The sequence below is a fragment of the Desulfosporosinus lacus DSM 15449 genome (assembly GCF_900129935.1).
In the GTDB taxonomy this organism is placed as follows: Bacteria; Bacillota; Desulfitobacteriia; order Desulfitobacteriales; family Desulfitobacteriaceae; genus Desulfosporosinus; species Desulfosporosinus lacus.
Window position 1 is genome coordinate 77,581 of record NZ_FQXJ01000009.1, and the last position, 25,819, is coordinate 103,399.

Annotated in this window: 29 protein-coding genes; all 29 read right to left on the minus strand. The window is 44.3% G+C overall.

Annotation, left to right across the window (positions count from 1 at the left end; genetic code table 11):
- Window positions 1-42: 42 nt before the first annotated feature.
- The 29 genes from spoIVB to spoIIIAA all read right to left on the minus strand — a co-directional run bounded on the left by spoIVB (window position 43) and on the right by spoIIIAA (window position 25,654).
- Window positions 43-1,299 (minus strand): SpoIVB peptidase, encoded by a 1,257-nt coding sequence (gene spoIVB, locus BUB11_RS13585; RefSeq protein WP_073030444.1) that lies wholly within the window; start codon window positions 1,297-1,299, stop codon window positions 43-45.
- A 350-nt stretch (window positions 1,300-1,649) separates the two neighbouring features.
- Window positions 1,650-3,332, minus strand: coding sequence for a DNA repair protein RecN (gene recN, locus BUB11_RS13590; RefSeq protein ID WP_073030306.1), 1,683 nt, complete (start codon window positions 3,330-3,332; stop codon window positions 1,650-1,652).
- Between the two features lie 11 nt (window positions 3,333-3,343).
- Window positions 3,344-3,796 carry an arginine repressor gene (argR, locus tag BUB11_RS13595; protein ID WP_073030307.1) on the minus strand — a complete coding sequence of 151 codons (453 nt, stop codon included), beginning with the start codon at window positions 3,794-3,796 and terminating at the stop codon, window positions 3,344-3,346.
- Window positions 3,797-3,895: 99 nt separating this feature from the next.
- Entirely contained in the window at window positions 3,896-4,714 is an 819-nt protein-coding gene (locus BUB11_RS13600) for an NAD(+)/NADH kinase (protein ID WP_073030308.1), read from the minus strand.
- A gap of 4 nt (window positions 4,715-4,718) precedes the next feature.
- Window positions 4,719-5,528, minus strand: a complete 810-nt coding sequence (locus BUB11_RS13605; protein ID WP_073030309.1) for a TlyA family RNA methyltransferase — start codon at window positions 5,526-5,528, stop codon at window positions 4,719-4,721.
- A 35-nt stretch (window positions 5,529-5,563) separates the two neighbouring features.
- Window positions 5,564-7,450 (minus strand): 1-deoxy-D-xylulose-5-phosphate synthase, encoded by a 1,887-nt coding sequence (gene dxs, locus BUB11_RS13610; protein WP_073030310.1) that lies wholly within the window; start codon window positions 7,448-7,450, stop codon window positions 5,564-5,566.
- Window positions 7,451-7,500: 50 nt separating this feature from the next.
- Window positions 7,501-7,941, minus strand: coding sequence for a divergent PAP2 family protein (locus BUB11_RS13615; protein WP_073030311.1), 441 nt, complete (start codon window positions 7,939-7,941; stop codon window positions 7,501-7,503).
- Window positions 7,942-7,955: 14 nt separating this feature from the next.
- The gene (locus BUB11_RS13620) at window positions 7,956-8,822 is read right to left on the minus strand and encodes a polyprenyl synthetase family protein (RefSeq protein WP_073030312.1); all 867 of its coding nucleotides are present in this window, start codon (window positions 8,820-8,822) and stop codon (window positions 7,956-7,958) included.
- Between the two features lie 9 nt (window positions 8,823-8,831).
- Window positions 8,832-9,131 (minus strand): exodeoxyribonuclease VII small subunit, encoded by a 300-nt coding sequence (gene xseB / locus BUB11_RS13625; protein WP_084110288.1) that lies wholly within the window; start codon window positions 9,129-9,131, stop codon window positions 8,832-8,834.
- A gap of 3 nt (window positions 9,132-9,134) precedes the next feature.
- Window positions 9,135-10,337 (minus strand): exodeoxyribonuclease VII large subunit, encoded by a 1,203-nt coding sequence (xseA, locus tag BUB11_RS13630; protein ID WP_073030446.1) that lies wholly within the window; start codon window positions 10,335-10,337, stop codon window positions 9,135-9,137.
- 165 nt (window positions 10,338-10,502) lie between these two features.
- The gene (locus tag BUB11_RS13635) at window positions 10,503-11,138 is read right to left on the minus strand and encodes a cyclodeaminase/cyclohydrolase family protein (RefSeq protein ID WP_073030313.1); all 636 of its coding nucleotides are present in this window, start codon (window positions 11,136-11,138) and stop codon (window positions 10,503-10,505) included.
- The gene (locus BUB11_RS13640; protein WP_073030314.1) at window positions 11,138-11,989 is read right to left on the minus strand and encodes a bifunctional 5,10-methylenetetrahydrofolate dehydrogenase/5,10-methenyltetrahydrofolate cyclohydrolase; all 852 of its coding nucleotides are present in this window, start codon (window positions 11,987-11,989) and stop codon (window positions 11,138-11,140) included. Before BUB11_RS13640 ends, BUB11_RS13635 begins: the two co-directional genes overlap by 1 nt.
- Before the next feature lie 108 nt (window positions 11,990-12,097).
- On the minus strand, window positions 12,098-13,510 hold the full coding sequence (gltA, locus tag BUB11_RS13645; RefSeq protein ID WP_073030315.1) for an NADPH-dependent glutamate synthase: 1,413 nt from the start codon (window positions 13,508-13,510) through the stop codon (window positions 12,098-12,100).
- Window positions 13,510-14,352 carry a sulfide/dihydroorotate dehydrogenase-like FAD/NAD-binding protein gene (locus BUB11_RS13650; protein WP_073030316.1) on the minus strand — a complete coding sequence of 281 codons (843 nt, stop codon included), beginning with the start codon at window positions 14,350-14,352 and terminating at the stop codon, window positions 13,510-13,512. The genes gltA and BUB11_RS13650 overlap by 1 nt, the downstream gene beginning before the upstream one ends.
- A 117-nt stretch (window positions 14,353-14,469) precedes the next feature.
- The gene (gene nusB / locus BUB11_RS13655; RefSeq protein ID WP_073030317.1) at window positions 14,470-14,928 is read right to left on the minus strand and encodes a transcription antitermination factor NusB; all 459 of its coding nucleotides are present in this window, start codon (window positions 14,926-14,928) and stop codon (window positions 14,470-14,472) included.
- Window positions 14,929-14,974: 46 nt separating this feature from the next.
- Window positions 14,975-15,223 (minus strand): DUF2273 domain-containing protein, encoded by a 249-nt coding sequence (locus BUB11_RS13660; RefSeq protein WP_073030318.1) that lies wholly within the window; start codon window positions 15,221-15,223, stop codon window positions 14,975-14,977.
- On the minus strand, window positions 15,220-15,735 hold the full coding sequence (gene amaP, locus BUB11_RS13665) for an alkaline shock response membrane anchor protein AmaP (RefSeq protein ID WP_073030319.1): 516 nt from the start codon (window positions 15,733-15,735) through the stop codon (window positions 15,220-15,222). Before amaP ends, BUB11_RS13660 begins: the two co-directional genes overlap by 4 nt.
- A gap of 187 nt (window positions 15,736-15,922) precedes the next feature.
- Window positions 15,923-16,318 carry an Asp23/Gls24 family envelope stress response protein gene (locus BUB11_RS13670; RefSeq protein WP_073030320.1) on the minus strand — a complete coding sequence of 132 codons (396 nt, stop codon included), beginning with the start codon at window positions 16,316-16,318 and terminating at the stop codon, window positions 15,923-15,925.
- 235 nt (window positions 16,319-16,553) lie between these two features.
- Window positions 16,554-17,900 carry an acetyl-CoA carboxylase biotin carboxylase subunit gene (gene accC / locus BUB11_RS13675; RefSeq protein WP_073030321.1) on the minus strand — a complete coding sequence of 449 codons (1,347 nt, stop codon included), beginning with the start codon at window positions 17,898-17,900 and terminating at the stop codon, window positions 16,554-16,556.
- Window positions 17,901-17,913: 13 nt separating this feature from the next.
- Window positions 17,914-19,803, minus strand: coding sequence for an acetyl-CoA carboxylase biotin carboxyl carrier protein (accB, locus tag BUB11_RS13680; RefSeq protein WP_073030322.1), 1,890 nt, complete (start codon window positions 19,801-19,803; stop codon window positions 17,914-17,916).
- 254 nt (window positions 19,804-20,057) lie between these two features.
- Window positions 20,058-20,417, minus strand: a complete 360-nt coding sequence (locus tag BUB11_RS13685; protein ID WP_073030323.1) for a response regulator — start codon at window positions 20,415-20,417, stop codon at window positions 20,058-20,060.
- Between the two features lie 109 nt (window positions 20,418-20,526).
- The gene (locus BUB11_RS13690) at window positions 20,527-21,099 is read right to left on the minus strand and encodes a SpoIIIAH-like family protein (RefSeq protein WP_073030324.1); all 573 of its coding nucleotides are present in this window, start codon (window positions 21,097-21,099) and stop codon (window positions 20,527-20,529) included.
- Window positions 21,096-21,662 carry a stage III sporulation protein AH gene (locus BUB11_RS13695; RefSeq protein WP_073030325.1) on the minus strand — a complete coding sequence of 189 codons (567 nt, stop codon included), beginning with the start codon at window positions 21,660-21,662 and terminating at the stop codon, window positions 21,096-21,098. The genes BUB11_RS13690 and BUB11_RS13695 overlap by 4 nt, the downstream gene beginning before the upstream one ends.
- Before the next feature lie 34 nt (window positions 21,663-21,696).
- Entirely contained in the window at window positions 21,697-22,278 is a 582-nt protein-coding gene (locus tag BUB11_RS13700) for a stage III sporulation protein AF (RefSeq protein WP_073030326.1), read from the minus strand.
- A 12-nt stretch (window positions 22,279-22,290) separates the two neighbouring features.
- The gene (gene spoIIIAE, locus BUB11_RS13705) at window positions 22,291-23,451 is read right to left on the minus strand and encodes a stage III sporulation protein AE (RefSeq protein WP_242947547.1); all 1,161 of its coding nucleotides are present in this window, start codon (window positions 23,449-23,451) and stop codon (window positions 22,291-22,293) included.
- 22 nt (window positions 23,452-23,473) lie between these two features.
- Window positions 23,474-23,860, minus strand: a complete 387-nt coding sequence (gene spoIIIAD / locus BUB11_RS13710; protein WP_073030328.1) for a stage III sporulation protein AD — start codon at window positions 23,858-23,860, stop codon at window positions 23,474-23,476.
- A gap of 11 nt (window positions 23,861-23,871) precedes the next feature.
- Window positions 23,872-24,069, minus strand: coding sequence for a stage III sporulation protein AC (spoIIIAC, locus tag BUB11_RS13715; protein ID WP_007779978.1), 198 nt, complete (start codon window positions 24,067-24,069; stop codon window positions 23,872-23,874).
- A gap of 20 nt (window positions 24,070-24,089) precedes the next feature.
- On the minus strand, window positions 24,090-24,599 hold the full coding sequence (locus BUB11_RS13720) for a stage III sporulation protein AB (RefSeq protein ID WP_073030329.1): 510 nt from the start codon (window positions 24,597-24,599) through the stop codon (window positions 24,090-24,092).
- A complete protein-coding gene (gene spoIIIAA, locus BUB11_RS13725) occupies window positions 24,599-25,654 on the minus strand; it encodes a stage III sporulation protein AA (protein WP_073030330.1) in 1,056 nt (351 codons plus the stop codon). The genes BUB11_RS13720 and spoIIIAA overlap by 1 nt, the downstream gene beginning before the upstream one ends.
- Between the last annotated feature and the right edge of the window lie 165 nt (window positions 25,655-25,819).

Below are 25,819 nucleotides of genomic sequence, written 5' to 3' on the forward strand. Positions count from 1 at the left end.
TTTAGAAAGGCTGCTCTAATATATAATTTTCCAAGTTAATCTTTAAGCCGCTTGTTTTTTATCGAGTTGAGAACTGTCATTCAGCATGTTTTGAATGAAGACTCCATAACCCCGTTGACTGTCATTCACGAAAACGTGGGTTACTGCTCCGATTAGTTTACCATCCTGAACAATCGGGCTGCCACTCATTCCTTGGATGATACCGCCTGTGACTTCCAGGAGCCTTGGATCTGTTACTCTCACAATCATATTTTTGCTGTCCGTTCGATTTTTCATAACACGATCGATATTAACAGCAAACTCCTCAATCTTTTCTCCTTGTATTACCGTGTAAATCTTAGCCGGACCAACTTTAACCTCCGATTCCCAACCAACCGGGATAGCTTCTTTAAAATAAGGGTTCTCAATTCGTCCACTCATTTTACCAAAGATACCGGTCATAGTATTTTTTTCAATGGTTCCACTAAAAATAGAGTTAGGAACAAAGGAACCGATTTTTTCGCCTGGATGCCCTCGTTTCCCTTTTTCAATAGCATATATTGTTGACGCAATGATTTTACCATCATAGACTTCAATCTTCTGATTAGTATCCGCATCTGTTATTACATGTCCTAAGGCACCATATAGATTAGTAACCGGATCTAAAAATGACAGAGTCCCGACTCCTGCTGCTTCGTCTCGAACAAATAAACCCATGCGGTATCTTCCGGTCTCAACACAAAAAATTGGATGAACTGTTTTCTCTACAACTTGATCTTGACGTTTAAATAAAACATTGACAGATCCTTTTTGTTTTCCTGCTAGATTGATGGCATTGGATACCTCTTGATCCGTCTTAACTTCCTGATTTTCAATTTTCAAAAGAATATCCCCAACTTGGATTCCAGCTTCTTTCGCAGGAAATGAGTTCTTTCCGTTTTTGTCTACTACAGGAGCCTGTCCCACTACCATAACACCCTTAGTTTGTAAGGTTACACCAATCGATTGCCCTCCGGGTATTAATTTTATGGGACTCATTACTTCCACTTCCCCCGAACTTAACGGAAAAATTCCAAAAAGTTTGTAGGCGACATCCATTTTTTCTGATATCTGAGAGTGAGACACTCCTGAAGCAGCTACTGAAACCGTCTCGTGATTAGGTGAAGTTTTCTCTACTTGAATAATATTGGACCAAATACCCTTAAAGTTAGATTCCGTGTGACTAACTTGAGTTTGATGAATCTGAGGCAATTCAACTAACAGTTGAAGGAAGGTGCAAAACAAGAGACTGATTAATAATAAAATACTTCTTTTTTTCACTCTCTTATCATCCTCCACTCTATTCTCCCCATTGTATCTCCCCTTTTTCCTCGTTTTAGAGCGGTCAATATAATAAGTGAAGTGAAGGTTTTTTTGTTTGAATTCTAATGTTAAATTATCCAAATCACTTCTGTTTCATCCTGACAAAAGTGTTCCATATTCTCTAAAACAATGGCAAATTAGACAATATAAAAAGATTGCATAAAAAACTTTACGCAATCTTAAACCAAAACCCTATTTAAAAACCTATTTAAATTCACTTTTTGAAATAATTGGACTGACACTATAGATTCAAATCTCACTTATATTGTGAATTTTTCGCTTCGTAAATCAGCCACGCCCTTCGTGTATTATGCCCCAAACATTGTGCCTCGAGCAGAACGTTGCCGTAATTCTTGAGCGTGTTTACGTGTTATTTCTATTTCCCCGCCCCCAAGCATTCGGGCAAGTTCTTCAACACGGTCAACCTCGGATAAGGAGTCAACTCGAGTTCGAGTCCTTTCCCCGTTGACTTCTTTAACTATACCATAGTGGGCCTCTGCAAAGGCTGCAACTTGTGCGGCATGTGTGATACAAAAAACCTGTTTATCCTGGGCGATTTTAGCCAACTTTTCACCGACTCTATGAATTGTTCTGCCTCCGACTCCACTGTCTACCTCATCGAAGATGAAGGTTCCAACCGACTCAACTTTCGCCAGCAGACTTTTTAAAGCCAGCATCAAGCGTGACATTTCTCCTCCGGAAGCGACTTTCGCTAAGGGTTTAGGAGGCTCTCCCAAATTGGCGGAGAAATAAAACTCAGCTGTTTCTGCGCCACCCTTGGCAGGCTCCTCATTCGGCATAAACCGAACTTCAAACCGACTTTTCTCTAAGCCTAAATCCGCCAGTTCAAGCGCCAATCCCTTCTCGATACCCGTTGCTATTTCGCGCCGTTTTAAGCTTAGTTGCTCAGCAACAATCTCATAGGCTTTTCGAGTTGTCTGTTTCTCGTTATTTATCTTTTCGAACTGCTCCTGAACATGAGTGATTTGATCCAATTCTTCAAGCATGCTCGCATTTTTTTCCAAAACTTCTTCAAGCGTTGTCCCAAATCTCCGAAGCTTTTTGAGTAGAATAAGACGCTCTTCGATCTGGTCGAGTCTTTCCGGTTCGAACTCAAAATCATCACGATAGGCCCTAATTTGTTCAGCTAAGTCTTCCACCGAGTAATAGACAGACTCGATTTGTCCATAAACATTTAATGTGTCATCTAAACGATCTAATTCTTGCAGAGCTTTGCGCGCCTGCCCTAACATATCAATGGCTGCCGGTTTGCCCGCTGAACCTTCATAGAGTGCTCCATAGGCTTCAGAGACCAGACTGGTAATTCTCTCCGAGTTGCTTAGGCGTTTCTTTTCCTGAAGGAGTTCTTCTTCTTCGCCCGGTACCGGACTAACTCGTTCAATTTCCTCAATTTGATAACGAAGATACTCTTCACGTTTTTGACGTTCATCTTCTGAAATGGATAATTCACGCTCTTTACGGATAATCCTCTGGTAGGTTTTGGCGGCTTCATTCACCACATCCACTTCGCCTTGGAGACCCCCCAAGGCATCCAAAAGATCTTGATGGGTTTCGGGGCGAAAGAGAGAAAGATGTTCTATTTGACCGTGAATATCTACAAGCCCTACACAAAGCGAACGATAGAGGGTTAACGGAATTGACCGGCCTTGAACACGACAGACATTTTTTCCTGTGGAGTTTATCTCACGAAAAAGAAATAATTGCCCGTCTTCTGCCGGATAACCAGCCTCTTCAAGCCTCAGTAAATACTCAGGTGCCAGATCATCGAAGACGCCTTCAATTCGTGCTCGTGATTCTCCATGCCGGATAAGATCTGTATTGGCACGTCCACCTAAAAGAACCCCAAGCGCGTCGATCAGCATCGATTTTCCTGCGCCGGTCTCTCCTGTAAACACAGTTAAACCACAACCGAAATTCAGACGAACTGTCTCCATTAGTCCAAAATTCTCTACGTGCAACTCTGCTAGCATAACAAAACCTCCTATCCAAGCAAGGCGCTTATCCGTCCCAGAACCGTCTGAACAGCCTCTTTTGGCTTAATAACCAAAAGAATCGTGTCATCTCCGGCTACTGTTCCAATGAGTTCTTCCCAGTTGCTATTATCCATAACAGCGGCTAAGGCATGTGCATTTCCTGGTATAGTTCGAATTACAATAAGACTGTCAGTGTCATTAATGGAAACCATAGCCTCTCTTAATAAACGCTTAAGACGGTCTTGCAAGTTTGCCGGATGATGTTCGCTCGGAACAGCATAGCGATATTCGTCTCCCTGACTAGGGACTTTAATCAATCCCATTTCCTTAATATCCCTAGAAACTGTTGCCTGTGTGACATCGAAACCGGCTAAGCGCAGTTTATCTGCAAGATCTTCCTGAGTATGAATAATTTGCTTCGTGATGATTTCTTGAACCTTCATCTGGCGACGTGCTTTCATACACTAGCCTCCTTTACGCGAAGTGTGAGGCGCGAATCCCTAACCTCGCCCATCCCATCCCTGATTCGTGTCCCGAGTATCATGCATTGCGGATCGATTTCACTCATGCCAACGATCTCTTAGCTTTTCTCGAACGACCTGAGGAAAACTGCGCGTACCCAGCCGGATTAATAACGCTTTTATCGGATCGGTTTTTATAATGACGGTTTGGCCTGAATAAATCACGATACTTTGACGGCCATCAAAAGTCACCATACACTTTTCTCCGTTAGCTAAGAGAATTTGGATTTCCTCCTCATCTGAGACAAGCATAGGACGAGCTGAGAGAGAGTGGGCAGCTAACGGAGTCAGTAAGATTGCTTGAACATTAGGACTGATAATAGGTCCGCCGGCAGAAAGTGAATAGGCAGTGGAACCGGTTGGAGTAGCAACAATCAAGCCGTCCGCTGGATAGCTTACGGTAGGTTCTCCCGAAAGGTTTGCTTGCAGAGTAATTATTCCATCTCTGCCTTCTCTGGAAAACACAACATCATTTAAGACCCTGTAAGAAATTCCGTCCTCAGCGCCACCGTTAACAACTACATTCAACATTAAACGCTCTTGGATTTCAAAATCTTTGCTCAGAATCTTTTCCAAAGCACCGTAAACTTCTTCACGTTCAATTTCACACAGAAACCCTAAGCGCCCAAAATTAACCCCCAAAACAGGGATTCCGAACGAAGAGGCTTCACGCGCTGCTTGGAGAAGGGTACCATCCCCTCCTAAGGATATCAGGAATTCCGCTTTATGCTTGATAATATCCTCCCACTCTGTAAAAACCTCCCAGCCGCGAGCTCGAAACCATGCCTCAATTTTAGGAGCCAATGTTAAGGCTTCTGGTTTACTCATATTGCGCCACAAACCAACGATTTTTTCCATTTTATTATTCCGTCTCTTTCTGAGCGTTGTGAACTACAAGTTCCAGCTCTGAATGCCAATCTATTCCCGATTCATTTTGCAAACCCAACCAAGCCAAATATTCAATATTTCCCTCTGGGCCGCGAATTGGTGAATAATCTAACCCTAAGACCTGAAATCCTATACCCTCTGCCTGACCAAGGACAGTCTCAATAACCTGTTTATGTACATTTTTGTCTTTAACCACGCCCTTTTTACCGACATGCTCTCGTCCGGCTTCAAATTGAGGCTTAATTAGGGATACTACTTGTCCATCCTCTTTAAGAATAGCGATCATTGCAGGAAATATCTTTGTAATTGAGATAAACGCTACATCGGAAACGATCCAGTCCACCTTCTCCGGCAAAGTGTCCGTGGAGAGATAACGAGCATTTACTCGCTCCATTGAGACTACTCGCGGATCAGTTCGGAGTTTCCAGTCTAACTGTCCATACCCTACATCTACGGCATAAACTCGTTTTGCTCCATTTTGCAAGGCACAATCTGTAAAGCCCCCCGTTGAAGCGCCTATATCGACCACTACTTTATCCTTAAAGGAGATTGGAAAGGCTTCCAGAGCCTTAGCTAACTTTAATCCGCCACGTGAAACAAACGGCAGGATTTCCCCTTTCAATTCAATCAACGCATCTTGAGATAATTCCGTTCCGGGCTTATCCACGCGTTGCCCTCCGACAAACACTATCCCTGCCATTACCATAGCTTTCGCTTTTTCACGACTGGTTGCCAACCCGTTCTTGACGATTAATACATCAATACGTTCTTTCCCTTTAGCCACTGTACCCCGTCCTTTTATCTGTGAGCAGAACTTTTTTAAGATTGCGCGACGTCACGAAACAATTTTAAGCGTTCTGCTGCTTGCAGGATTCCTTTTGTTGATAAGCCATGGACCGTAAACAAATGAGGAATGGATCCTTGATCGACGAACCCTGGATATCCCAAGCGTTCAACCGTTACCCCGTCAATTCCTTCTTCTTCAAGAAATTCCAAAATCGCGCTGCCCATGCCTCCTTTAAGAGAATGGTCTTCTATAGTGATTATTTTTTTTGTAAGCCGAGCGTAGTGTGATAAGAGTTTCCGATCCAGAGGATTTATATACCGCAAGTTAATGACTGCAGCATCTACGCCGCGATAACTTAATTCTTGAGCTGCTAGGAGACAAGTATTAACCATGGGACCAATTCCAATTAAGGTTACGTCCCGACCGTCTCTTAAGACTTCCGCTTTACCAATGGGGATTTGCTTTAACTTTTTATCCAGCGTCACGCCCTGTCCGACAGATCTCGGATAGCGCAGGGCAACAGGTCCGTCATGTTTTATCGCTGTATAGAGCATATGGCGCAACTCATTTTCATCTTTAGGTGCCATAAAGACTAAGTTGGGAATGATCCTAAAAAAGGATATGTCAAATACACCATGATGCGTAGGTCCATCATCCCCAACAATTCCGGCCCGGTCAATCGCTAAGACAACATTAGCCTGTTGTAAACAGACGTCATGCAGGACTTGATCATAGGCTCTTTGATAAAAGGTGGAATAGATGGCAACAACAGGCTTCAAGCCCCCGAAAGCCAATCCTGCGGCAAAGGTTACGGCATGTTGTTCCGCAATTCCAACATCAAAGAAACGATCCGGTAATTCCTTGGCAAACTCATTAAGACCTGTTCCACCTGGCATCGCCGCAGTAATTGCCACGATTTTCGGATTTTCCCTGGCAAGCTGACAAAGGGTCTCTCCGAAAACCGCCGTATAGGTGGGAGGAGCAGATTTCTTAGTCACTTTTCCGGTTTCGGGATCAAAAGGGCCTATCCCATGAAAGATATCCGGATTTTCCTCTGCAGGTTTGTATCCTTTTCCTTTACAAGTCACGACATGGACCAGAACCGGCCCTTTCTTATTCTTAGCTTGGTCTAATACCTTTTCGACCAAAGCCAGATCATGTCCATCAATCGGCCCTAAGTATGTGAACCCCAATTCTTCAAAAAGTAATCCCGGTACCAGCAAATATTTTAGGCTGTCTTTGGCTTTAGCTGCTAACTTAGCAACCTGTGGTCCTATTCCGGGAATTCGTTTCAATAAGTATTCCAGATCCTCTTTACGTTTATCATAGAGCGGATCTGTCCTCAATCGATTAAGATATGTAGACATTGCCCCTACGTTAGGAGAAATGGACATCTCATTATCATTCAAGACCACGATCACATTTGTCTCACTATGTCCTGCATGATTTAAGGCCTCATAGGCCATTCCGCCAGTCATAGCTCCATCTCCGATGACCGCCACAACGTGGTGACTCTCTTTGAGAACATCCCGAGCTTTAGCAAACCCAACAGCTGCCGAAATGGAAGTACTGGAGTGTCCGGTTTCAAAACTGTCGTGGGCACTTTCCCCCCGTTTGGGAAAGCCGGACAAGCCTTTGTATTGGCGAATCGTCTTAAACTGTTTGAGCCGTCCGGTTAAGAGCTTATGCACATAGGTCTGATGACCAACATCCCAGACAATCTTATCATGGGGGCTGTTAAATATTCGGTGTAACGCCAAGGTTAATTCCACGACCCCAAGGTTCGGCGCTAAATGCCCTCCATTTTTGGAGACCACTTTAATCATTTCTTGCCGAATCTCCTGCGCCAGACTATTTAGGTCTGTCAGATCCAACCCACGCAAGTCCTTCGGTTCATGAATTTTTTCGAGCAGTCCCATCCTTCTTCCCCCTCGTAATTAGGTCTATATTCTAATTGCCCTTCATTTATCTAAACTAAAAGTCCAACAATGATTCCTACCATTACGCCCCCAAAAACCTCTAAAGGGGTATGTCCAATCAGTTCCTTAAGCCGTTCTTGAGCCAGGTCAGGTCCATGGTATAAACGTTCGACTAACCGGTTTAGAACCTCTGCCTGTTTCCCGGCAGCCCGTCTCACTCCAGTAGCATCATACAAGACAATCATTCCGAAAACAGCCGCTACTGCGAAGATAGGCGAATCCCATCCATAGTATTTTCCAACTCCTAAGGCTAAGGCACTCACCGTTGCGGAGTGGGAACTTGGAAAACCGCCTGAACTAAAAAAAAGTGAGAAATTCAGTTTCCTTACTAATAATAGATTAACCGCAACTTTTAAAATTTGAGCTAAAAGCCATGCGGTTAGAGCTGAAATCAGAATTGCATTGTGGTAAATCCCTGGAAATATCGGCATAATAACGACCTCATTTAATGTTTGCGTTCTTCAATATAGAATGCCAGCTCATTTAGAAAGCTTGCCCTTTCCCCCAATGGTTTTATGGCTGCCTGAGCTTTAAGAATTTGAGCATGCAATTGGTGACCAGCGCCTTCAAGTCCCAGTAGAGACACATAAGTTGATTTACCCTGCCGAATATCGCTTCCGGCAGGTTTACCGAGAGTTTCGCTATCCCCAACTATATCCAAAATATCATCCTTTATCTGAAAAGCTAATCCTAAGGCTTGGGCATAATCCGTCAGTGCCTCGATTTGTTCCTCCGTGCCTCCTGCTAAAATCCCTCCGAGCCGAGCTGAAACCGTCAATATGGCACCGGTTTTTGCTTTATGAATTTCCTCAATTTCATTTAAACTAAGGGCTTTTCCTTCTCCAGCGATATCCGCTACCTGTCCGCCGACCATTCCATCTTTCCCTGCAGCAAGTGCAACCTCGCGTATAACGCGCAACTCTCTTTCAGGTTGACCAAGTTCTAAATTGGCCAGAATTTCAAAAGCATAGGTCAACAAGGCATCACCAGCCAGAATTGCCTGAGCCTCTCCAAAAACTTTGTGATTAGATAGTCTTCCCCTTCGATAATCGTCATTATCCATGGCTGGTAAATCATCATGAATTAAGGAGTACGTATGAATAAGCTCTATGGCCAGAGCAGCTTGTAAAACAGTTTCAGGATTACCGCCTACAGCCTCTGCTGAGGCCAAAGCTAAGACAGGTCGAATTCGTTTGCCCCCTCCAATTAGGGAATAATACATACTCTCATTTAAACTGTCTTCATCCCACGGCAACTGAGCGAGAGTTTGTTCAATCATTGTGAGATAACGTTGAAAGGTTTCCTTAAACACTTTTTACGTTCATCCTTCCCCATCGAAACTGGCAGGCATTATTTGTAATTGTCCATCCGGGCCTTCAAGCAAGATCTCCATTTGTTTTTCCGCTTGGTCCAACACCTTAGAACAATATTGAACAAGGCCTATACCTTCTTTAAATAAGCTCAAGGCCTTTTCTAAAGGCAGATCTTTTTGTTCAAGGGTTTTGACAATCATCTCCAAATGTTGAAGCCCTGTCTCCAGAGAGGGTTCTTCTGTTGCATTCGCGTTTATTTTATCTTGCACTTGCTCAAAAAGGTCCTCTGTCCATATATCTGTACTCATAGATCAATTTCCCTTCTCCAACACTCGGCAGTGTAAACTTCCTTCTCCTAAACGAATCCGAATTTGTTCATCGACCTCTGCTTGGTTTACGGAGCGCAGAAGGAGTCCTTCTGCATTATAAGTCAGTGAGTATCCCCTGCCTAAAATAGCCAATGGGCTTAGTAAATCAAGCTTAGCAGCCAATAGCTTTAGTATACCATTTTTATCAATTACAAATCTAGTCATACCCTCTTGAAGGCGCATTTGCAGGGCATCTAAGCGTTGACGGCTCTGATCAATACGCCAAAATGGGTCCCTGAGAGGTCCCTTATTGGCGATTCCTTCTACATATTGACGTTTCCGCTCAATGAGAGTCCCCATAGCACCCGTTAGTCGAACACGCAGTTGAGCCACTTGGAGCTGTAGGTCTATGAGTATCGGCACCGCTAGTTCAGCGGCTGCAGAAGGGGTCGGCGCCCTGAGATCAGCTACATAGTCTGAGATAGTCACATCTGTTTCGTGTCCCACCGCTGAAATAATCGGAATTACAGATGCTGAGATAGCACGGGCGACTATATCTGTATTAAACGCCCATAACTCTTCCAAAGAACCTCCGCCACGACCAACAATGATAACATCTACATCTCCATGTCGATTAAGTCGGGCAATCGCTTGAGCTACTTCATGTGGGGCGGCTTCTCCTTGAACAGCAGCAGGAGCTAATATCCACGACATCCCCGGATGCCGCCGTTCAATAATATTAATGATATCTCGAATCGCTGCTCCCGTTGGACTCGTTACAATCCCAATACGCCGCGGCAAACGAGGTATACTCTTCTTGCGTAAGGGATCAAATAATCCTTCCTCAGCGAGTTTCTTTTTAAGTTGCTCAAATGCTAAATACAGCTGTCCGAGTCCACTCGGTTCCATTTCCTCTCCGTATAGCTGAATGGTTCCATCGCGATCATACATCCGAATATTTCCGCGAATCAAGACTTTTAAGCCATCGGAGGGGATGAAGCGCACGCGTTCCGACCGACTTTTAAACATAACCCCTTTAAGGCTTGAGGATTCATCTTTAAGAGTAAAATACCAGTGTCCGGAAGCACGATGATTTTTAAAGTTCGAAAGTTCACCACTGATCCAACAGTTTTGCAACTCCGTTCGTTCCTGCAGGACTTGACCAATTCGGCCTACCAACTCAGAAACTGTCCATATTTTCGGCACACCCTTCACCTCAATGCCTATCATAACATAAAGAAAAGTGGGGTGGAAATAATTCCACCCCACTTTTCTTTATCGATGCACGAGATACGATACCCGAAGTCCGAACAACAAGCATCATACCTACTTTTCTTCGTGCATCGTGCTTCGAGCCACGTGCATCGTATTTTACATACGACTTTGAACAACAGCAACTGTCTCAGCACAAATGACAGCGGCCTGCTCAAAGAGTCTGGCTCGTTCTGCCTTAACCCGCTCTTGATAAGCAACGTCTTTAATTCCAGGCAGGTTAATATCAACACTAAGCATTGCTGATTTCAGAGCACTCTCTGCTAAGTAAGCGGACACACCTACATCACTGATCGCTCCCTTATTTCCGATGGGTGCAAGTTTCTGAGCTAATTGCAACACTCTGAAACAGTTTTGGGAGATTCCCAGTGGAGTATCCGTAGCCGACACCAAGACTTCTTGCATTTTCTCGGTGCGCAGGGCTTTTTCTTCATCCGTCCCTTTGGGTAATTTTAAGACGTCCATGAAATTCGAGAATTCAGCAATATCTTGACTTAATCCACTCTTCAACAGGCCCAAAACAGCTTCCGCTTCAGCCAAAATTTCTTTTGCTTGAGGTTCAACCTCTTTATACTTTTCCTTACCAATTGTAAGGTTAGCAACCATACAAGTCATTGAGGCCGCCAGTGCTCCGACATAAGCAGAAACGCTTCCCCCACCAGGTGTTGGAGAAGAACTGGCAGACACAGTCAAAAATTCTTCAGTGGTCCACTCCCATATTTTGTTCGTATCCATCAGCGAACCCCTCCTTGCAGAACGATTCCCTTCAAGACATTGCGCATAATTAAGGCAGTGGTCAAGGAACCTACGCCACCCGGTACGGGAGAAATCAACGCAGCCACATCTTGAACAGCCTCGAAATCAACATCCCCACAAATTCCTCCCGGGATTTCATTGATCCCAGCGTCAACAACAATCGCTCCTGCTTTGACCATTTCCTTTTTGATCAGCTTAGCACGACCTACGGCAGCAATTAGAATATCTGCCTGACGGGTAAAGGCTCCTAAGTCAGGAGTTTTTGAGTGGCAAATCGTCACAGTAGCATTGTGCTTGAGAATCAGGAAAACTAAAGGTTTGCCAACGGTTTCTCCTCGGCCAACAATCACCACATGCTTTCCTGCAATTTCAACGCCTGAGCGCAAAAGCAACTCAATACAACTTTGCGGGGTGGCTGGAAATAATCCTTCTTCACCGCTTAGAATATATCCGCGATTGATAGGATGAACTCCGTCTACATCCTTATCCGGGCGCACTGCAGCCATAACCGTTTCCTTCCGAATCCCTTTAGGAAGCGGGAGTTCAATCATGATGCCATGCACATTTTGATCATTATTAAGCTTTTCAATCGTCGCCAAGATTTCGGCTTCAGGGGTAGAACTCGGCATGGTGAAGAGTTCAAAGGCCATACCTATGCCCTCACAGACTTTCTGCTTGGACCGTGCATAAACTACCGATGCCGGGTCATCTCCGACAAGTATCACGGCAAGTTTAGGTTGTACTCCTTTTTCTTTCCACGTTGCAATCTCCTCACGGATTTCTTCTTTAAGAATCTTGGATACAGCTTTTCCATCTAATAATTGAGCCAAAGGACACACTCCTTTCAAAATATTGTGATTTTTAAACTTACAAGACTCCCACTTCTATGAAGTGGGAGTTCTGATGTTCAGTTGATGTCCAGCTTGAGCAGAACGAGATTATTTTCCTTTGAGATATTCATCAATACCTGCCGCAGCCTTCTTGCCGGCGCCCATAGCTAAAATAACCGTTGCAGCACCGGTAACGATGTCACCGCCTGCAAAAACTCCTGGTTTTGAGGTCACCAATGTTTCTGGATCTGCGACGATGTTGCCTCGCTTGTTTAACTCCAATCCAGGAGTAGATGTTGTTACAAGAGGGTTTGGACCTTGTCCGATGGCAACTACTACCGTGTCCATGGGAATATCAAATTCAGATCCTTTAATAGCAACCGGAGCACGTCGTCCTGAAGCATCCGGCTCTCCGAGTTCGTAGCGCAAGCAGGTCAGACTTTTTACCCATCCACGCTCGTCCCCTTCTATAGCAACAGGATTTGTTAACAGACGGAATTGGATACCCTCTTCTTCCGCATGTTCAAGCTCTTCTTTACGGGCTGGCATCTCATCACGAGAACGGCGATAGATGATATAAACATTTTCCGCACCCAAGCGCAAGGCAGTACGAGCAGAATCCATCGCCACATTCCCTGCACCTAACACAGCGACATTCTTTCCAACTTTTACAGGGGTGGCGTACTCAGGGAACTTATAACCCTTCATCAAATTTGTCCGGGTTAAAAACTCATTGGCCGAATAAACCCCATTTAAATTTTCTCCGGGGATATCCATAAAGTAGGGAAGTCCGGCACCGGTACCGATAAATACCGCATCATATCCGTTTTCCATAAGTTCATCGACGGAGGTGATTTTACCTACTACCTGATTCGTAAGGATTTCTACGCCCATTTGCTTAAGGTTATCAATTTCAGTTTGCACAATCTCTTTCGGCAGACGGAACTGAGGAATTCCATACATCAATACGCCCCCGGCAACGTGCAATGCTTCAAAAACAGTCACAGCATGCCCAGCTTTCGCCAAGTCTCCGGCACATGCTAATCCCGCAGGCCCTGCACCTATGATGGCGACACGCTTACCGCTCGCCTGGGGTTTCACAACCTCAGATTTACCGGATTGCATGCCAAAGTCAGCCGCGAAGCGCTCTAGTCGGCCAATAGCCACTGACTCCCCTTTGATTCCCAGAATACATTTACTTTCACATTGAGCTTCTTGCGGACATACTCGACCACAAACCGCAGGCAATGAATTTTTAACTTTCAGGACATTTCCAGCTTCCTGAAAATCTCCTTCCGCAATTTTCTTAATAAACTCCGGAATCATAACTGAGACAGGACATCCTGTTACGCATTTAGGATTTTTACATTGTAAACAACGCTTAGCTTCTTCGATAGCTGTTTCTTGTGAGTATCCCAAAGCGACTTCTTCAAAGTTATGTGCCCTTACCTGAGGCTCCTGGCAAGGCATATCATGACGAGGGATTTTTACTTTTTTTGCGCTTTCAACTTTCTCTGTCATTAATGATGCCCTCCTTCATGGTTACATTCCAACCGTGCCTTAGCCCTGTTTTCTTCATCTTTATAAAAAGCCAGACGTTTCATAGCTAAATCGAAATCTACCAAGTGGCCATCAAACTCCGGTCCATCGACACAGGCAAATTTTGTTTCGTTACCTACACTAATTCGGCAAGCACCGCACATTCCTGTCCCGTCAACCATAATTGGATTCATGCTGACAATTGTTTTAATACCCAGTGACCGAGTATAATCGACTACGGCTTTCATCATGATCATGGGGCCGATAGCCCAAATTGCCTTAACTTGATGTCCTTGAGCTAAAACCTCTGCCAATCCGTCGGTAACAAATCCTTTAACTCCTTGGCTCCCGTCGTTTGTGGCAATTACAACTTCGCTGCTGGCAGCGCGCATCTCATCTTCAAGAATCAGCAAATCTGCACTCCTGGAACCTAAGACGGATATTACGTGATTTCCCGCTTCTTTTAAAGCCCGAGCGATGGGATGAACGGGAGCAATACCTAAGCCGCCGCCGATGCAAACAACCGTACCATAATTTTCAATTTCAGAAGCAACCCCTAAAGGACCTACGAAATCCTGGAATTCATCCCCTTCATTCATGCCGGTAATGATAGCTGATGAATACCCTACATCTTGAATAACAATGGTGATAGTGCCTTTTTCTCGATCAAAATCCATGACAGTCAGTGGAATACGCTCACTAAGCTCATCCATACGAACAATTACAAACTGCCCGGGTTCAACTTTCGCGGCAACGGCCGGTGCATTGACTTCCAGCAAGGCGATACCGGTTGCCAACAATCTTTTTTTAACAACGTGGTACATTTGTCTCCTCCTCAATGTGAACAAAAATTCTCATATAATTTTTAATTCGAGATCTTTGCTCAATTTCCTTCAATTTTAAATGCACTGAAAAAATTGTAATATTCAAACTTATTCTCATTAAGGGTTCGATGTCGCTTTCGAAGAAACATCGGCGCCTTTCTGCTCTGCTTTCACTGCGCTCTCCACAATACGGTCTAAAATCCCGTTAACGAATTTTGCAGATTCCTCTCCGCCAAAACGCTTCGCTAACTCAATTGCTTCGTTGAGACTTACTCGACCGGGTATATCCGACCGAAAGAGAATCTCATAGGTAGCCAAACGCATCACATTTCGATCCACTTTGGCCATACGGTTAATAGTCCAATCTTGGGCAAATGAAGCAATCGTTTGATCAATCTGCTCTTGATGCGCTATTGTACCCTCCACAAGTTCCTGGGCAAAGTCTTTACTCGGCTCGGGGACGACAAATTCCTTAGCCCAACGTTGAATTTCTTCCGCTATAATAAATGGTTCTTTCGTCAGGTCCCTTTGAAAAAGCACCTGTAATGCCGTTTCACGGGCTAATCTTCGACTCAAAGAAAATTCCTCCCTAAGTAAGCATAATTCTTAAATCATAATGACCTTAAAACTTGTTAAAATTTTTTTCTAACCAGGTTGAAATATCTTTGTGCTCATCTTGGCGCTTTCCTAAAACAAATCCCAGCACAACAAACAGGGCTAATACTAACGTTCGCCAAAAGCCAAGAGTTACCAATAGCAATCCCAGCAAAAATCCTATTGATGTTCCGAAGAGTTTACCCGGATGGCTCTCCAAGGCCCAAACTAAAAACTGCGAAATCTTCTCTCCAACTTTCAACCAAAAGCCATTCATCGTACGCGTACCGATTGAACTTTTTCTAAGCGGCGCACCAGCACTTTCACCTCTGCAACAATTATTCCAGTATAAAGCTCGACATCCTCTTTGACCTTCGTCAAAAGCTCACCAGATATTTGAGGTATCAGAACCCCCTGTTCAAACTGACATAAAACTAAAATCTCCAGGCCTGCGTCACGTTGTCTAAGGTTTGATTTCACTTGTAACACACCAGGCAACGCCATTGCGCTGCGAGCAATAATCTCCTGCAAAGCATCGTGTGAAATCCGAACATCTCCGCCTTTTAACGAGGTTCGAAAGGAATAGTCCGTCCTCGTACGGGGACGCATAAACAATAACAAACCTAGCACAAGTAACACTCCAGCCGCGATGATACTTTCCCAAGGGTTCCATCTCAACCAGTTAAGCCCTTGGGCAATTAAAAAATAAGGAAGCCCCCATCCTGTGGCAATTGCTAATATCCAAAGTGCCCCGAGGATCAAAAAGAGTCCTAAAGCATATGCCAACATCGTCGTCCCTTCTTTCAGAAACCCCCCCTGGTCTTCCAGGGGGGGCCTTCTTTACACTCGTCAGAAAGTATAACTTATCATTAATACTTTCTGACGAGTGTAACTAGAGCTGCCGCCTGCACCTGCGGCTTCTCCGCTAAGCTAACACGTGCGAAGACAGTGTCTTCGGACGCCAGCTAAGTTTTCTTTACTTCAGACGGAAGTCTTCTTCTTTGGTATCCAATACCGGTTTAAAATTAACCCCTTGCACATGGACATTCGCTTCTACCACTTTAAGACCGGTCATACTCTCAATGGCTTCTTTTACTGCTTCCTGTACATTAAGAGCTACGTCGGGAATTGAGACACCATACTCTACAACAATAAATAAGTCCACGGCTACTTCATGTTCACCGACTTCGACCTTAACCCCTTTGGACAGGTTTTTATTTCTGCCTAACATGTTCGCAAGGTCTCCCACTATGCCCCCGCTCATACCCACGACGCCTTCTACCTCAGAAGCAGCTAATCCGGCAATAACTTCCACTACTTCATCAGCAATTCGGATAGACCCAAGGGAATTATCTGTTCCCAAACTTTCCATGCTCACACCCCTTACTCGAGGTTCGAAGTTCGATGTTCGTGGTTCGAATATTGAACTTCATACCTCGCATTACCCTCACATATCGTGTTATTTCCCGATAAGTCAACTAAACTATAGATGGAGTTAAACGCTCCATCTATAGTTTGTTTCCATTATCTACATGTCGTTGACATTATATCAAATTAAGCCTGATCTAGCAATTCGATATTCGAGGTTCGAACATCGAACCTCGACTTCACTCTCCCAGGATTCGGCGCTGAATAAAGTTTGTATATACTTCCCCCCGCTGATAAAAAGCATTGTCCAATACTTTTAAATGAAAGGGGATGGTTGTATGAATCCCTTCGATAACAAATTCTTCAAGGGCACGCTTCATTCGAGCAATAGCTTCCTGCCTGGTGGCACCCCAGACAATTAATTTACCAACCATGGAGTCATAATAAGGCGAAACTGTATACCCTTGGTAGACCGCGCTGTCAACTCGCACTCCCGGTCCGCCTGGAACATGGTAGATATTGATCAACCCTGGGGAAGGCATAAAATTCTTATCCGGGTCTTCCGCATTAATTCGGCACTCAATAGCCCAACCACGCATTTGAATATCTTCTTGAGTATAGCCAAGGGGTTCGCCTGCAGCTAAACGGATTTGTTCTTTCACTAAGTCAAGCCCGGTAACCATCTCGGTAACAGGATGCTCTACTTGAATGCGTGTGTTCATTTCAATGAAGTAGAACTTTCCGTGCCGATCCAACAAAAACTCAATTGTTCCGGCATTCGAATAGTTAGCAGACTTGGCGGCTTTAACCGCTACAGCACCCATTTCAGCTCTCAACTCAGGACTTATGGCACTGGAAGGAGATTCTTCAAGCAATTTTTGATGGCGACGTTGCAAGGAACAATCTCGCTCCCCTAAATGAATAACATTGCCATAATTATCTCCCAAAATTTGAATCTCTATGTGTCTCGGTTCCTCAACATATTTCTCAAGGTAAACCTCTGAATTGCCAAAGGAAGCTTTCGCTTCATTCTGGGCCGCCTGAATCGATTTACTCAATTCCTTAGCATTCTGTGCAACCCTCATTCCCTTGCCGCCACCGCCTGCTGAGGCTTTAATCAAGACAGGATATCCAATTTCTTCAGCCACTGCCCCAGCCGTTTCTTCATCTGTGATAACATCTTTTGAGCCAGGAACCACGGGGACTCCGCCTTCAATCATCGTCTTGCGAGCCATGGCCTTATCTCCCATAGTTTCAATAACCGTAGGAGATGGTCCGATAAATGTAATATTACACGATCTACATATTTCAGAGAAGCGGGCATTTTCAGATAAGAAGCCGTATCCGGGATGAATTGCGTCAACCCCTGTTAATTCTGCTGCGCTGATGATATTTGGGATATTAAGATAACTCCTGGCACTTGCTACAGGGCCAATGCAGACCGCTTCGTCAGCTGCCTTTACGTGCAACGCTTCCCGATCTCCCTCAGAAAAAACAGCGACAGTCTCAATATCAAGCTCGCGACATGCTCTAATGATGCGCAAGGCAATTTCCCCACGATTAGCGATCAGGATTTTCTTAAACATTCTCTTTTTCTCCTTATTTTTCAATGACGAACAACGGTTGGCCATATTCAACAGGTTGACCGTTCTCTACAAGAATTTGAATAACTTTTCCTTCGATTTCCGACTCGATTTCGTTCATGAGTTTCATGGCCTCAACGATGCAAACAGGTTGACCCGCTTCGATATGCTGTCCTACTTTTACAAAAGGAGCTGCCTCAGGAGATTGTGAACTATAGAACGTTCCTACCATAGGAGAGGTGATCGTTTCCGTATTAGCGCTGATAATAGGTGCGGCTGCTTTTACTGCAGGTTCGACACTGTTTTGAGCAGGGACCCCAACTGTTACGGACGGTGGGTTCCCTTCTTGACGTGCAGCAGTTACCGGAACACCCATTATTGCACTTGGTCCTTTGCGAATGGCGATTTTCACACCATCACTTTCAAGATTTAATTCACTGATATCAGTCTCATCTATAATTTGGATTAATTCTTTTATTTCTTGTAAATTCAACTTCGAATCCTCCTTAGATAACAATGAAGGGCGTTCTCCCTTCGTTTCTTTAACCTCTTTGCGTTCCTCTCTTGATACAACCCCACTTTTTCGCTCTTCAAAAAACTTCTTGGCTATTTGCGGAAACAAAGCATAACTCACAACGTCTTCCGGAGATAGAGCTAACTCAAGACTGTCTTGCTTTGCTTTCGCCATGCCCGGTTCAAGTTTATCTGCAGGGCGAACAGACAACGGCTCCTCATCTCCAATAATCTTCTTCTGAATTTCAACGTTTATTGGTGCCGGAGGACGGCCGTACAACCCGCGTACATAGCCTTTTACTTCTCCCGGAACTAATTTATATCTTGCCCCCGTAAGGACATTTAATACCGCTTGAGTTCCCACAATTTGACTGGTAGGGGTAACCAAGGGCGGATATCCTAATTCTGCACGCACCTTGGGAATCTCTTCTAAGACATCATGTATTCGCTCTAAGGCACCTTGTTCTTCCAGTTGTGATACTAAATTGGAGATCATTCCTCCGGGAACTTGATGTTCAAATACTCTCATATCCGAGATCCGAGTGATCCCCCGCTCGAAACCTCGATTTTTTCGAAGTGCCTCAAAATACTTAGCAATATGGAACAGTTTACGCAGACTTAGGCCCGTATCAAATTCGGTTTCCTGAAAAGCCCGAACCACTGTTTCCACCGGCGGTTGACTGGCACCAAAGGCTAAAGGAACGCTGGCGGTATCTATGATATCCGCGCCTGCTTCTGCTGCCTTTAAATACGTTCCGACAGCCATTCCGCCAATATAATGGCTATGCAGATGAATCATAATTCCTAATTCTTTTTTCAACAACGAAATTAGTTCATAAGCCTTGATCGGGGTAAGCAAGCCGGCCATATCTTTAATACAGAGAGAATCTGCACCAAGTTCAGCAAGTGCCGTGGCTGTTTCCAAGTAATGTTTTGTGGTATGAACCGGGCTGATTGTATAAACAACAGACGCCTGAACATGGGCTCCTGCCTTTTTGGCTGCCTCCATCGGAACAACCATATTTCGAACATCATTCAGAGAATCGAAAATCCGTATAATATCAATTCCGTTTTTTACACTCAGGGTCACAAATTCCCTTACCACATCATCCGGATAATGTTGATACCCGACTAATGACTGGGCTCTAAGTAACATTTGCAATGGTGTCTTTTTGACACGACTTTTAATCTGCCTTAACCGTTCCCATGGATCCTCCCCTAAGAAGCGCAAACAGACATCAAAGGTGGCTCCTCCCCAAACTTCTAACGAAAAATATCCTGCCTCATCCAATTCTGTTAGGATTGGCAGCATGTCTTCTGTACGCATCCGAGTTGCCCAAAGGCTTTGGTGAGCATCTCTCAGTGTCGTATCTGTAATCTTAATTGGTTTCACTGCCGTCACCCCTCTTTGTATTATCCCCATTTCTCTGAATTCAAACAATGGGTAATTTTCTATTAAATGAAAATGAAACACATATGTCTTATTATATGGGTGCGATTTACCTTTTTCAACGAATCCAGTTTAAGTATACAATATAACTCTTATTATACATAATAATGTCTGATTTGGGATTCAACTGTCTAAGACATAAAAAGTTGCCGCCAAACATAAGGCAGCAACTTAATTACCGGTGGGCTAAAGCGCAACTAGTTCAACTGTTTGAGAACAGTGTACAAGAGCTCATCAGGACGAAAGGGTTTAGCGATAAAGCCTGTGGCACCCATTCGCATGGATTCTTTGACAATGTTTTCATCTGCGACTGCACTGCAAATGACGACTTTAGCCGCTGGGTCAATCATAAGAATTTCTGCAAGTGCGGCCAATCCATCCAGTTCGGGCATAGTAATATCCATCAGCGTAAGGTCTGGCTTGTAAGACTTGTATAGTTCCACGGCCTGCCGGCCATTTTCAGCCTCCATAATGTTCGTTAGACCCTGCCGAGCAAGAATCTGACTAATCATCAAACGCATGAAACTCGCATCATCAGCAATAAGAATTTTGCTCATTATCAGTGTCTCTCACCCTCTCACTGGGACTTTCGTCCTATCTTCATATAATTCGCTCTGACACAGTGATTTTCCTGCACATTATTAATAGACTTCTTGTCTATTATCCCTATTTTTTGGCAGATATTGTAATTTTATCAATGCGAACTCCGGTTACTCTAACTGCAACATCTTGAATAAGACTTATTTCATGAGGAGTTAAACTGGGTGCATACACAATTATCGTGACATGTTCTGAAAAAACATCGGCCACAACATCTTGAAACCCTTTTATCTTAAGTAAGTTCTCAATCTCTTCTTCTCTTTGAATTTTCGAGCTGAGTTCCAGCCATTTTTCTTGGGCCTGTGCTTTACTTTCTTCTACCGTCGAATCTAACAGTATAGAAAGCATTGCCTTCGACTCTTGGCGTAACTGTTCTCTTTTTAAGCGATAATTAACGAAATAGTCCCCCCCAGAGCTATTAGGCTTAACCGTCTCAACTTCAAACTGAATTAATGATTTCTCCATTTGTGAATTTACAGGCAAACTTGCTTGTTCCGGTATATAGGCGTGGGGTTCGGAAGCCATCAACTTTAATCCCAAGATTCCAAGGATAGCGACCAATCCTATAAAACCAATTAACCATACCCTGGATTTGTGCCCAACAATTAATAGAATCGGCCGATGAATGCGCTTCGTCATGATGTTCCACCCATAGGTACAACAGTAATTCTAGCACTGGGAATATTTAAAAGAGTTTGCACAGCGGTATGAATTCCTTCTCTGACTTTTGGGTCACGTGCTCCTTCTGCTATAACTAATACTCCACCGATTTCCGGACGATCCTCCATGGCGATGACTGGCTGGGAGGAACCACTCGGCATGACCACTTGGTTATTTTCCGTAATCTCTGTGGTTTCACGAGTTCCACCAACTTTATCTGTTTCTTTATTCGTTCTTTTCGTGACATTATTATTACGCACATACTCATTCTTAAGCCCCGTCAAAAAATTCACTGAGACTTGGACCCGCCCTACCCCCTCCATCATCAAAATATTGGTTTGCAGTTTACTCTCTAATTCTTTTTCTAAAACACCAATTTTAGTACTTGGGTTGGCGGGAGCTGTCAACGCTGATTTTGTTTGGACACTCTGCTCAGGGTCTGCCGGTCCCTTGCCAAGATAAATAAAGGACATCCCCACTGCGATTAGAGACACTAACCCCACCAACATTCTATCTGTCGAGATTTTTTTCATCCAATCCACCAGTTTACCTCCTTCCAAATCCTATTAACCCTCTCTAACTTTCTGCAACAAAAATATTTTCTTTGGCCAAGCTCATGAAGGTGGCAATTCGCTCTTTCACCTCTTCAGCTTTTGGAGTTTGTATTTCTAATGGCCTTGGCGAATTCCCTATAATCACGGGTTGTACCGATTGAATAGTTCCCCGGGTCGCTTTGAGCAAAACATTTACCTGGGCAATTCTTGGTTGATCGATTAACCCTCCTGCTTCTTCTTCAAATTCAACGTCTACCTCCGCGTCCTCAACTCCTGAAGTACCTAACACCAATCCTTTAATCTGATTGATCAGTATCTGTCGATATTGTTCCTGAACAGCATCGCGCCCAATTTTAGCCCCTTGCCCTTCGACGGCAATAGCCGGTAAATCTTGAGGAGTTGTGGCAGTCCATGCCGGGATCTCCATTGACAAGGGAGTATGTAAGAATGCAGTAATCGGAGCGAGAACCGCCGAAATTACAAATAGCCCCATCACCATTTGAACAAACCCACGCATTGATTTATTAGGCAGAAGCATCTCCAGAAAAGTTGCCAGCAGTAAAATTAACGCCAAATTTCGCACTAGTGTTTGTAGCGTCTGCACAGTCTCTCCTCCTTAGTGCAACATCACTGAAAAGGTTCCCGTCCCAACAACGACAGCAACGGCCATAAAAAACATAATTCCAACTGACGCAACGGAAACTAAAACTAAAATTAGACTTTTTGACATTTCTTGAAGACTATCCGCAAGAGGCTTTTCACCGAGAGGCTCAATGAGGGCAGCTGAAATTCGAAATACGAGGATCATAGCTAAGATTTTGATCAAAGGTCCCAAACAAATCACAATAATTGCCAGCAAGGCAACAATACCGACTGCGTTTTTTAAAAGTAAACCCGACGTAATTACAAGTTCAACTGCATCTTTAAAGAACTTCCCGACGACTGGGACGAGATCAGCAGAATACTTGGCTGTACGAAAAACTACGCTGTCTGCAACCCCACCCGTTACCCCCTGAACCGTCATGACTCCGATAAAAACAGTCATAATTACACCCAGAGACAGTTTACCAGCGAATTCAAAGAGTCCGGCCAGCTTACCGAGCTTAAATTGTTCAGAGATTTGGTTAAAAAGCTTAAGTACTGCGGCCAGAAAAAAGAGGGGTAAAATCACCGTTTTGATAATTGTTGCTAAGACTGTCAAACTACCCATAATAAGAGGTTTGAACAAAGCTGCACTGGTCAAGTTTCCCATAGTAATTAATAATGTCAGTATCACCGGAAACATAGTTTGCATCAGACCTACCATTTGATCAATCGTTCCGGTAGCTATCTCTAAGGCCTCTCTGAATGAAGTTATCGCCAAGCTCAGCAGAACCAGATAAGTCATGACCCGAGCAGTTTTGCCGACACTTCCACCAAAAGCTGCTTGAAGTTGTCCCAGAACAGCCCCCAGTACCGCTAAGATAAGCAGCTTACCAATCAGGGGTGCAGTCCCTAATATTTGATGACCCAATACCGTCAACAAGGTTTTCCCTAAGTTTTCCGGTTTCAGACTCAGCTTTCCACTCTTAAGATCCTCAAAGGTGCGAACTAAGGAAAATCCCGGCATTGCCTTTTGAACATCACTATCCAGTTGCTCCAAAAAACCACGCATTTGGCTTAAATCGACCTCTTGCAAAAGATCAACATTTCCAAGTGGTTGAGGGGAAACCTCCTCAGCTAAAACCGGAGGAGTTGTCCCACAGAAGAAGAAAACTAATAATACCAAACTCACCATAAAACGCGGCAAATACATCACCTCACGGAACAAGTCGTACCAAGGACTCTGTAATGGCTACAATAATAGGAATCGCTAAAATTATCACCCCGACTTTGGCAGCAAGTTCGATCTTCGTAGCTAACGCACCTTCTCCGGCATCACGGCAAATTTGGGCACCGAACTCTGCGAGATAGGCTACACCGACAATTTTTAAGATAATAAGCAGATAATAGGAACTAATATTTGCTTGATCCGCAAGGGTCTGCAGTAAATCAACAATTACTCGCACTTTACTTAGAATAAGAATAAAGATGGATGCACCTGCTAAGATCGAAAGTTGTAACGCAATTTCCGGGCGGATCTGTTTAAGAACTACACTGAAAACTGTAACGATCAGGGCTAGTCCCACGATTTGCCATATTTCCACACTTTAGCCCCCTAGTAAAGGTTAAAAACACTCTTAACCAGAGTAAATAATTCTGCTATAGACTGTACAACGATATAGAGGACTACAATGACTCCCATAATTGTAACCCCCTGAGCCATTTCACTGCGGCCGGATTGATTTAATACGGAAGCTAAAACTCCTACTAAAATCCCAATTCCAGCAACCGTAATGATTAAATTAAAGCTCATTCCCCCACTCCTCTCCTTGGTTAAATCAAAATGAGCACTCCCGCTATTCCGCCCAGAAAGCCCAGATACGACCACATTTTGGCTTGTTTACTCGACCACGCTTCCGCTTGTTCCTTCATTATAATGAGCTGACGTTGAACGAGTTCAATCTGTTTATGTTGTTCTGTGCGATCAGACCGTCCTAAGCCTTTACCGACATCCCCGATCACTTGCCAGTCTTCCGGTTTAAGACAAAATTGAGCATTTCGAGTTATCACAGTTTCTCTCCAAGCTGTGCTTGCCGACTCACCCTGTTGCAATCGTTCTTGAAGTTCGGCAAAGAAATCTTGCCAAGGTGAATCTGTTCGTTCTTTTAGAATACAGAATGCCTCAGGCAAGGGAGTTGCCCCCCAGACGATTTCAGTGTCTAATAGTGCCAAAGCCATTGAACATTCTCGTAACTCTATGGGTCGCCGCCGAATCCGATAAGCAAGCCACAGTCCCAAACACCCGCATCCGGCAATCAGTGCAATACATCCCAGTACAAGCATCACAGGATCCTCCCTGTTCTCAGATCGTAAACTCCTTCTATGGTTCCCGGTCCATGTTGCCTGCTTAACACAACCAAACGCTCAAAAACTCCCTGATCCAACAAATGAGTTATAACCGGTCTGCTTCGTGCTTCTTCTATAGAACTGGCATGGGCCGTACTCAAAATCCGGACCCCAGTGCGCAAGGCATCCGCTATGGCGATAACATCATCACTATGGCCAATCTCATCCATAGCCAGCACTTGAGGAGACATGGAGCGAACCATCATGCTCATCCCGCTGGCTTTCGGGCAACCATCTAAGACATCCGTGCGAAATCCCAAGTCGTAGGTCGGCACACCTTGCCACATCCCGGCAAGTTCACCTCGTTCATCCACAACCCCAACCGTCTGACCCTTTAATCCTACTTGAGGAACCCCATTACTAATTAAACGAATAAGATCCCTCAAGAGGGTTGTTTTACCGGCACGGGGAGGAGAAATTATAAGTGTATGACAAATGCTGCCATCTGAACTTAATAACAAGGGCAGGATCTTTAAACTAAGTCCCCGAATATCTCTGGCAATACGAAGATTTAAAGATGAGATGTGTTTTATTGTTTGTATTTGACCATTTAAGAGTACCGCCTCACCCGTTATGCCCACTCGATTCCCTCCCGGAAGGGTTATGAAACCCTGCTTGAGATCCTCTTCTACAGCATAAACCGAGCTATGAGTCATTCGTTCTATGGCCGAAGCCAGATCTTCATGCTTTATGAAGTACGCCTTTTGGGGACTCGCTGCCAGCCCTTCTTGGTTTATAAAAAGGTCCTTGTCTAAGGTCCGAACCAAAAGCGGTTGCCCCACTCGCAAACGCAACTCTTCAACCTCATTAAAGTCTATTCCTTTAAGGTTATTTAAAATCGAACGGATATCATCCCCAAACCATCTGGCCATGTCTGCCCATAATGTTGCGCTTTTATTAAGCCCGGGAAGGCTTCCCTCCCTTTGAGGGCCCATGGCCTTCGAAGTCACCTTAGGTGCCTGAACGACAGATAGAGTGTAATGTAGCGACACGTCATTGCCCCCCTTGATAGAAGGTATGTCCACCTTATAAGTTTTAGACATGAATCCTTGGTAAAAAAAGTATTAAAGCCGGGCACTAAAATGCTCCCCTTAAGGCAGACAGATTATATCTGCCTTAAGGGGAGCATTTTTGACTCATGTACCAGTCTTTAAAAG

What these genes read in the sequence shown, in the direction of transcription:
- argR (WP_073030307.1), bottom strand. Translation starts at nt 3,796, where the DNA reads ATGAAAGCACGTCGCCAGATGAAGGTTCAAGAAATCATCACGAAGCAA.
- spoIIIAE (WP_242947547.1), bottom strand. Translation starts at nt 23,451, where the DNA reads ATGGTGAGTTTGGTATTATTAGTTTTCTTCTTCTGTGGGACAACTCCT.
- spoIIIAC (WP_007779978.1), bottom strand. Translation starts at nt 24,069, where the DNA reads ATGAGCTTTAATTTAATCATTACGGTTGCTGGAATTGGGATTTTAGTA.
- xseB (WP_084110288.1), bottom strand. Translation starts at nt 9,131, where the DNA reads ATGAGTACAGATATATGGACAGAGGACCTTTTTGAGCAAGTGCAAGAT.
- gltA (WP_073030315.1), bottom strand. Translation starts at nt 13,510, where the DNA reads ATGACAGAGAAAGTTGAAAGCGCAAAAAAAGTAAAAATCCCTCGTCAT.
- BUB11_RS13670 (WP_073030320.1), bottom strand. Translation starts at nt 16,318, where the DNA reads ATGGAAAGTTTGGGAACAGATAATTCCCTTGGGTCTATCCGAATTGCT.
- BUB11_RS13690 (WP_073030324.1), bottom strand. Translation starts at nt 21,099, where the DNA reads ATGACGAAGCGCATTCATCGGCCGATTCTATTAATTGTTGGGCACAAA.
- BUB11_RS13600 (WP_073030308.1), bottom strand. Translation starts at nt 4,714, where the DNA reads ATGGAAAAAATCGTTGGTTTGTGGCGCAATATGAGTAAACCAGAAGCC.
- BUB11_RS13635 (WP_073030313.1), bottom strand. Translation starts at nt 11,138, where the DNA reads ATGGATACGAACAAAATATGGGAGTGGACCACTGAAGAATTTTTGACT.
- BUB11_RS13720 (WP_073030329.1), bottom strand. Translation starts at nt 24,599, where the DNA reads ATGCTTGTACTGGGATGTATTGCACTGATTGCCGGATGCGGGTGTTTG.
- recN (WP_073030306.1), bottom strand. Translation starts at nt 3,332, where the DNA reads ATGCTAGCAGAGTTGCACGTAGAGAATTTTGGACTAATGGAGACAGTT.
- dxs (WP_073030310.1), bottom strand. Translation starts at nt 7,450, where the DNA reads ATGGGACTGCTCGAAAAAATTCATGAACCGAAGGACTTGCGTGGGTTG.
- accC (WP_073030321.1), bottom strand. Translation starts at nt 17,900, where the DNA reads ATGTTTAAGAAAATCCTGATCGCTAATCGTGGGGAAATTGCCTTGCGC.
- BUB11_RS13685 (WP_073030323.1), bottom strand. Translation starts at nt 20,417, where the DNA reads ATGAGCAAAATTCTTATTGCTGATGATGCGAGTTTCATGCGTTTGATG.
- amaP (WP_073030319.1), bottom strand. Translation starts at nt 15,735, where the DNA reads ATGTTGGCATATGCTTTAGGACTCTTTTTGATCCTCGGGGCACTTTGG.
- BUB11_RS13650 (WP_073030316.1), bottom strand. Translation starts at nt 14,352, where the DNA reads ATGTACCACGTTGTTAAAAAAAGATTGTTGGCAACCGGTATCGCCTTG.
- BUB11_RS13615 (WP_073030311.1), bottom strand. Translation starts at nt 7,941, where the DNA reads ATGCCGATATTTCCAGGGATTTACCACAATGCAATTCTGATTTCAGCT.
- BUB11_RS13660 (WP_073030318.1), bottom strand. Translation starts at nt 15,223, where the DNA reads ATGAATGGCTTTTGGTTGAAAGTTGGAGAGAAGATTTCGCAGTTTTTA.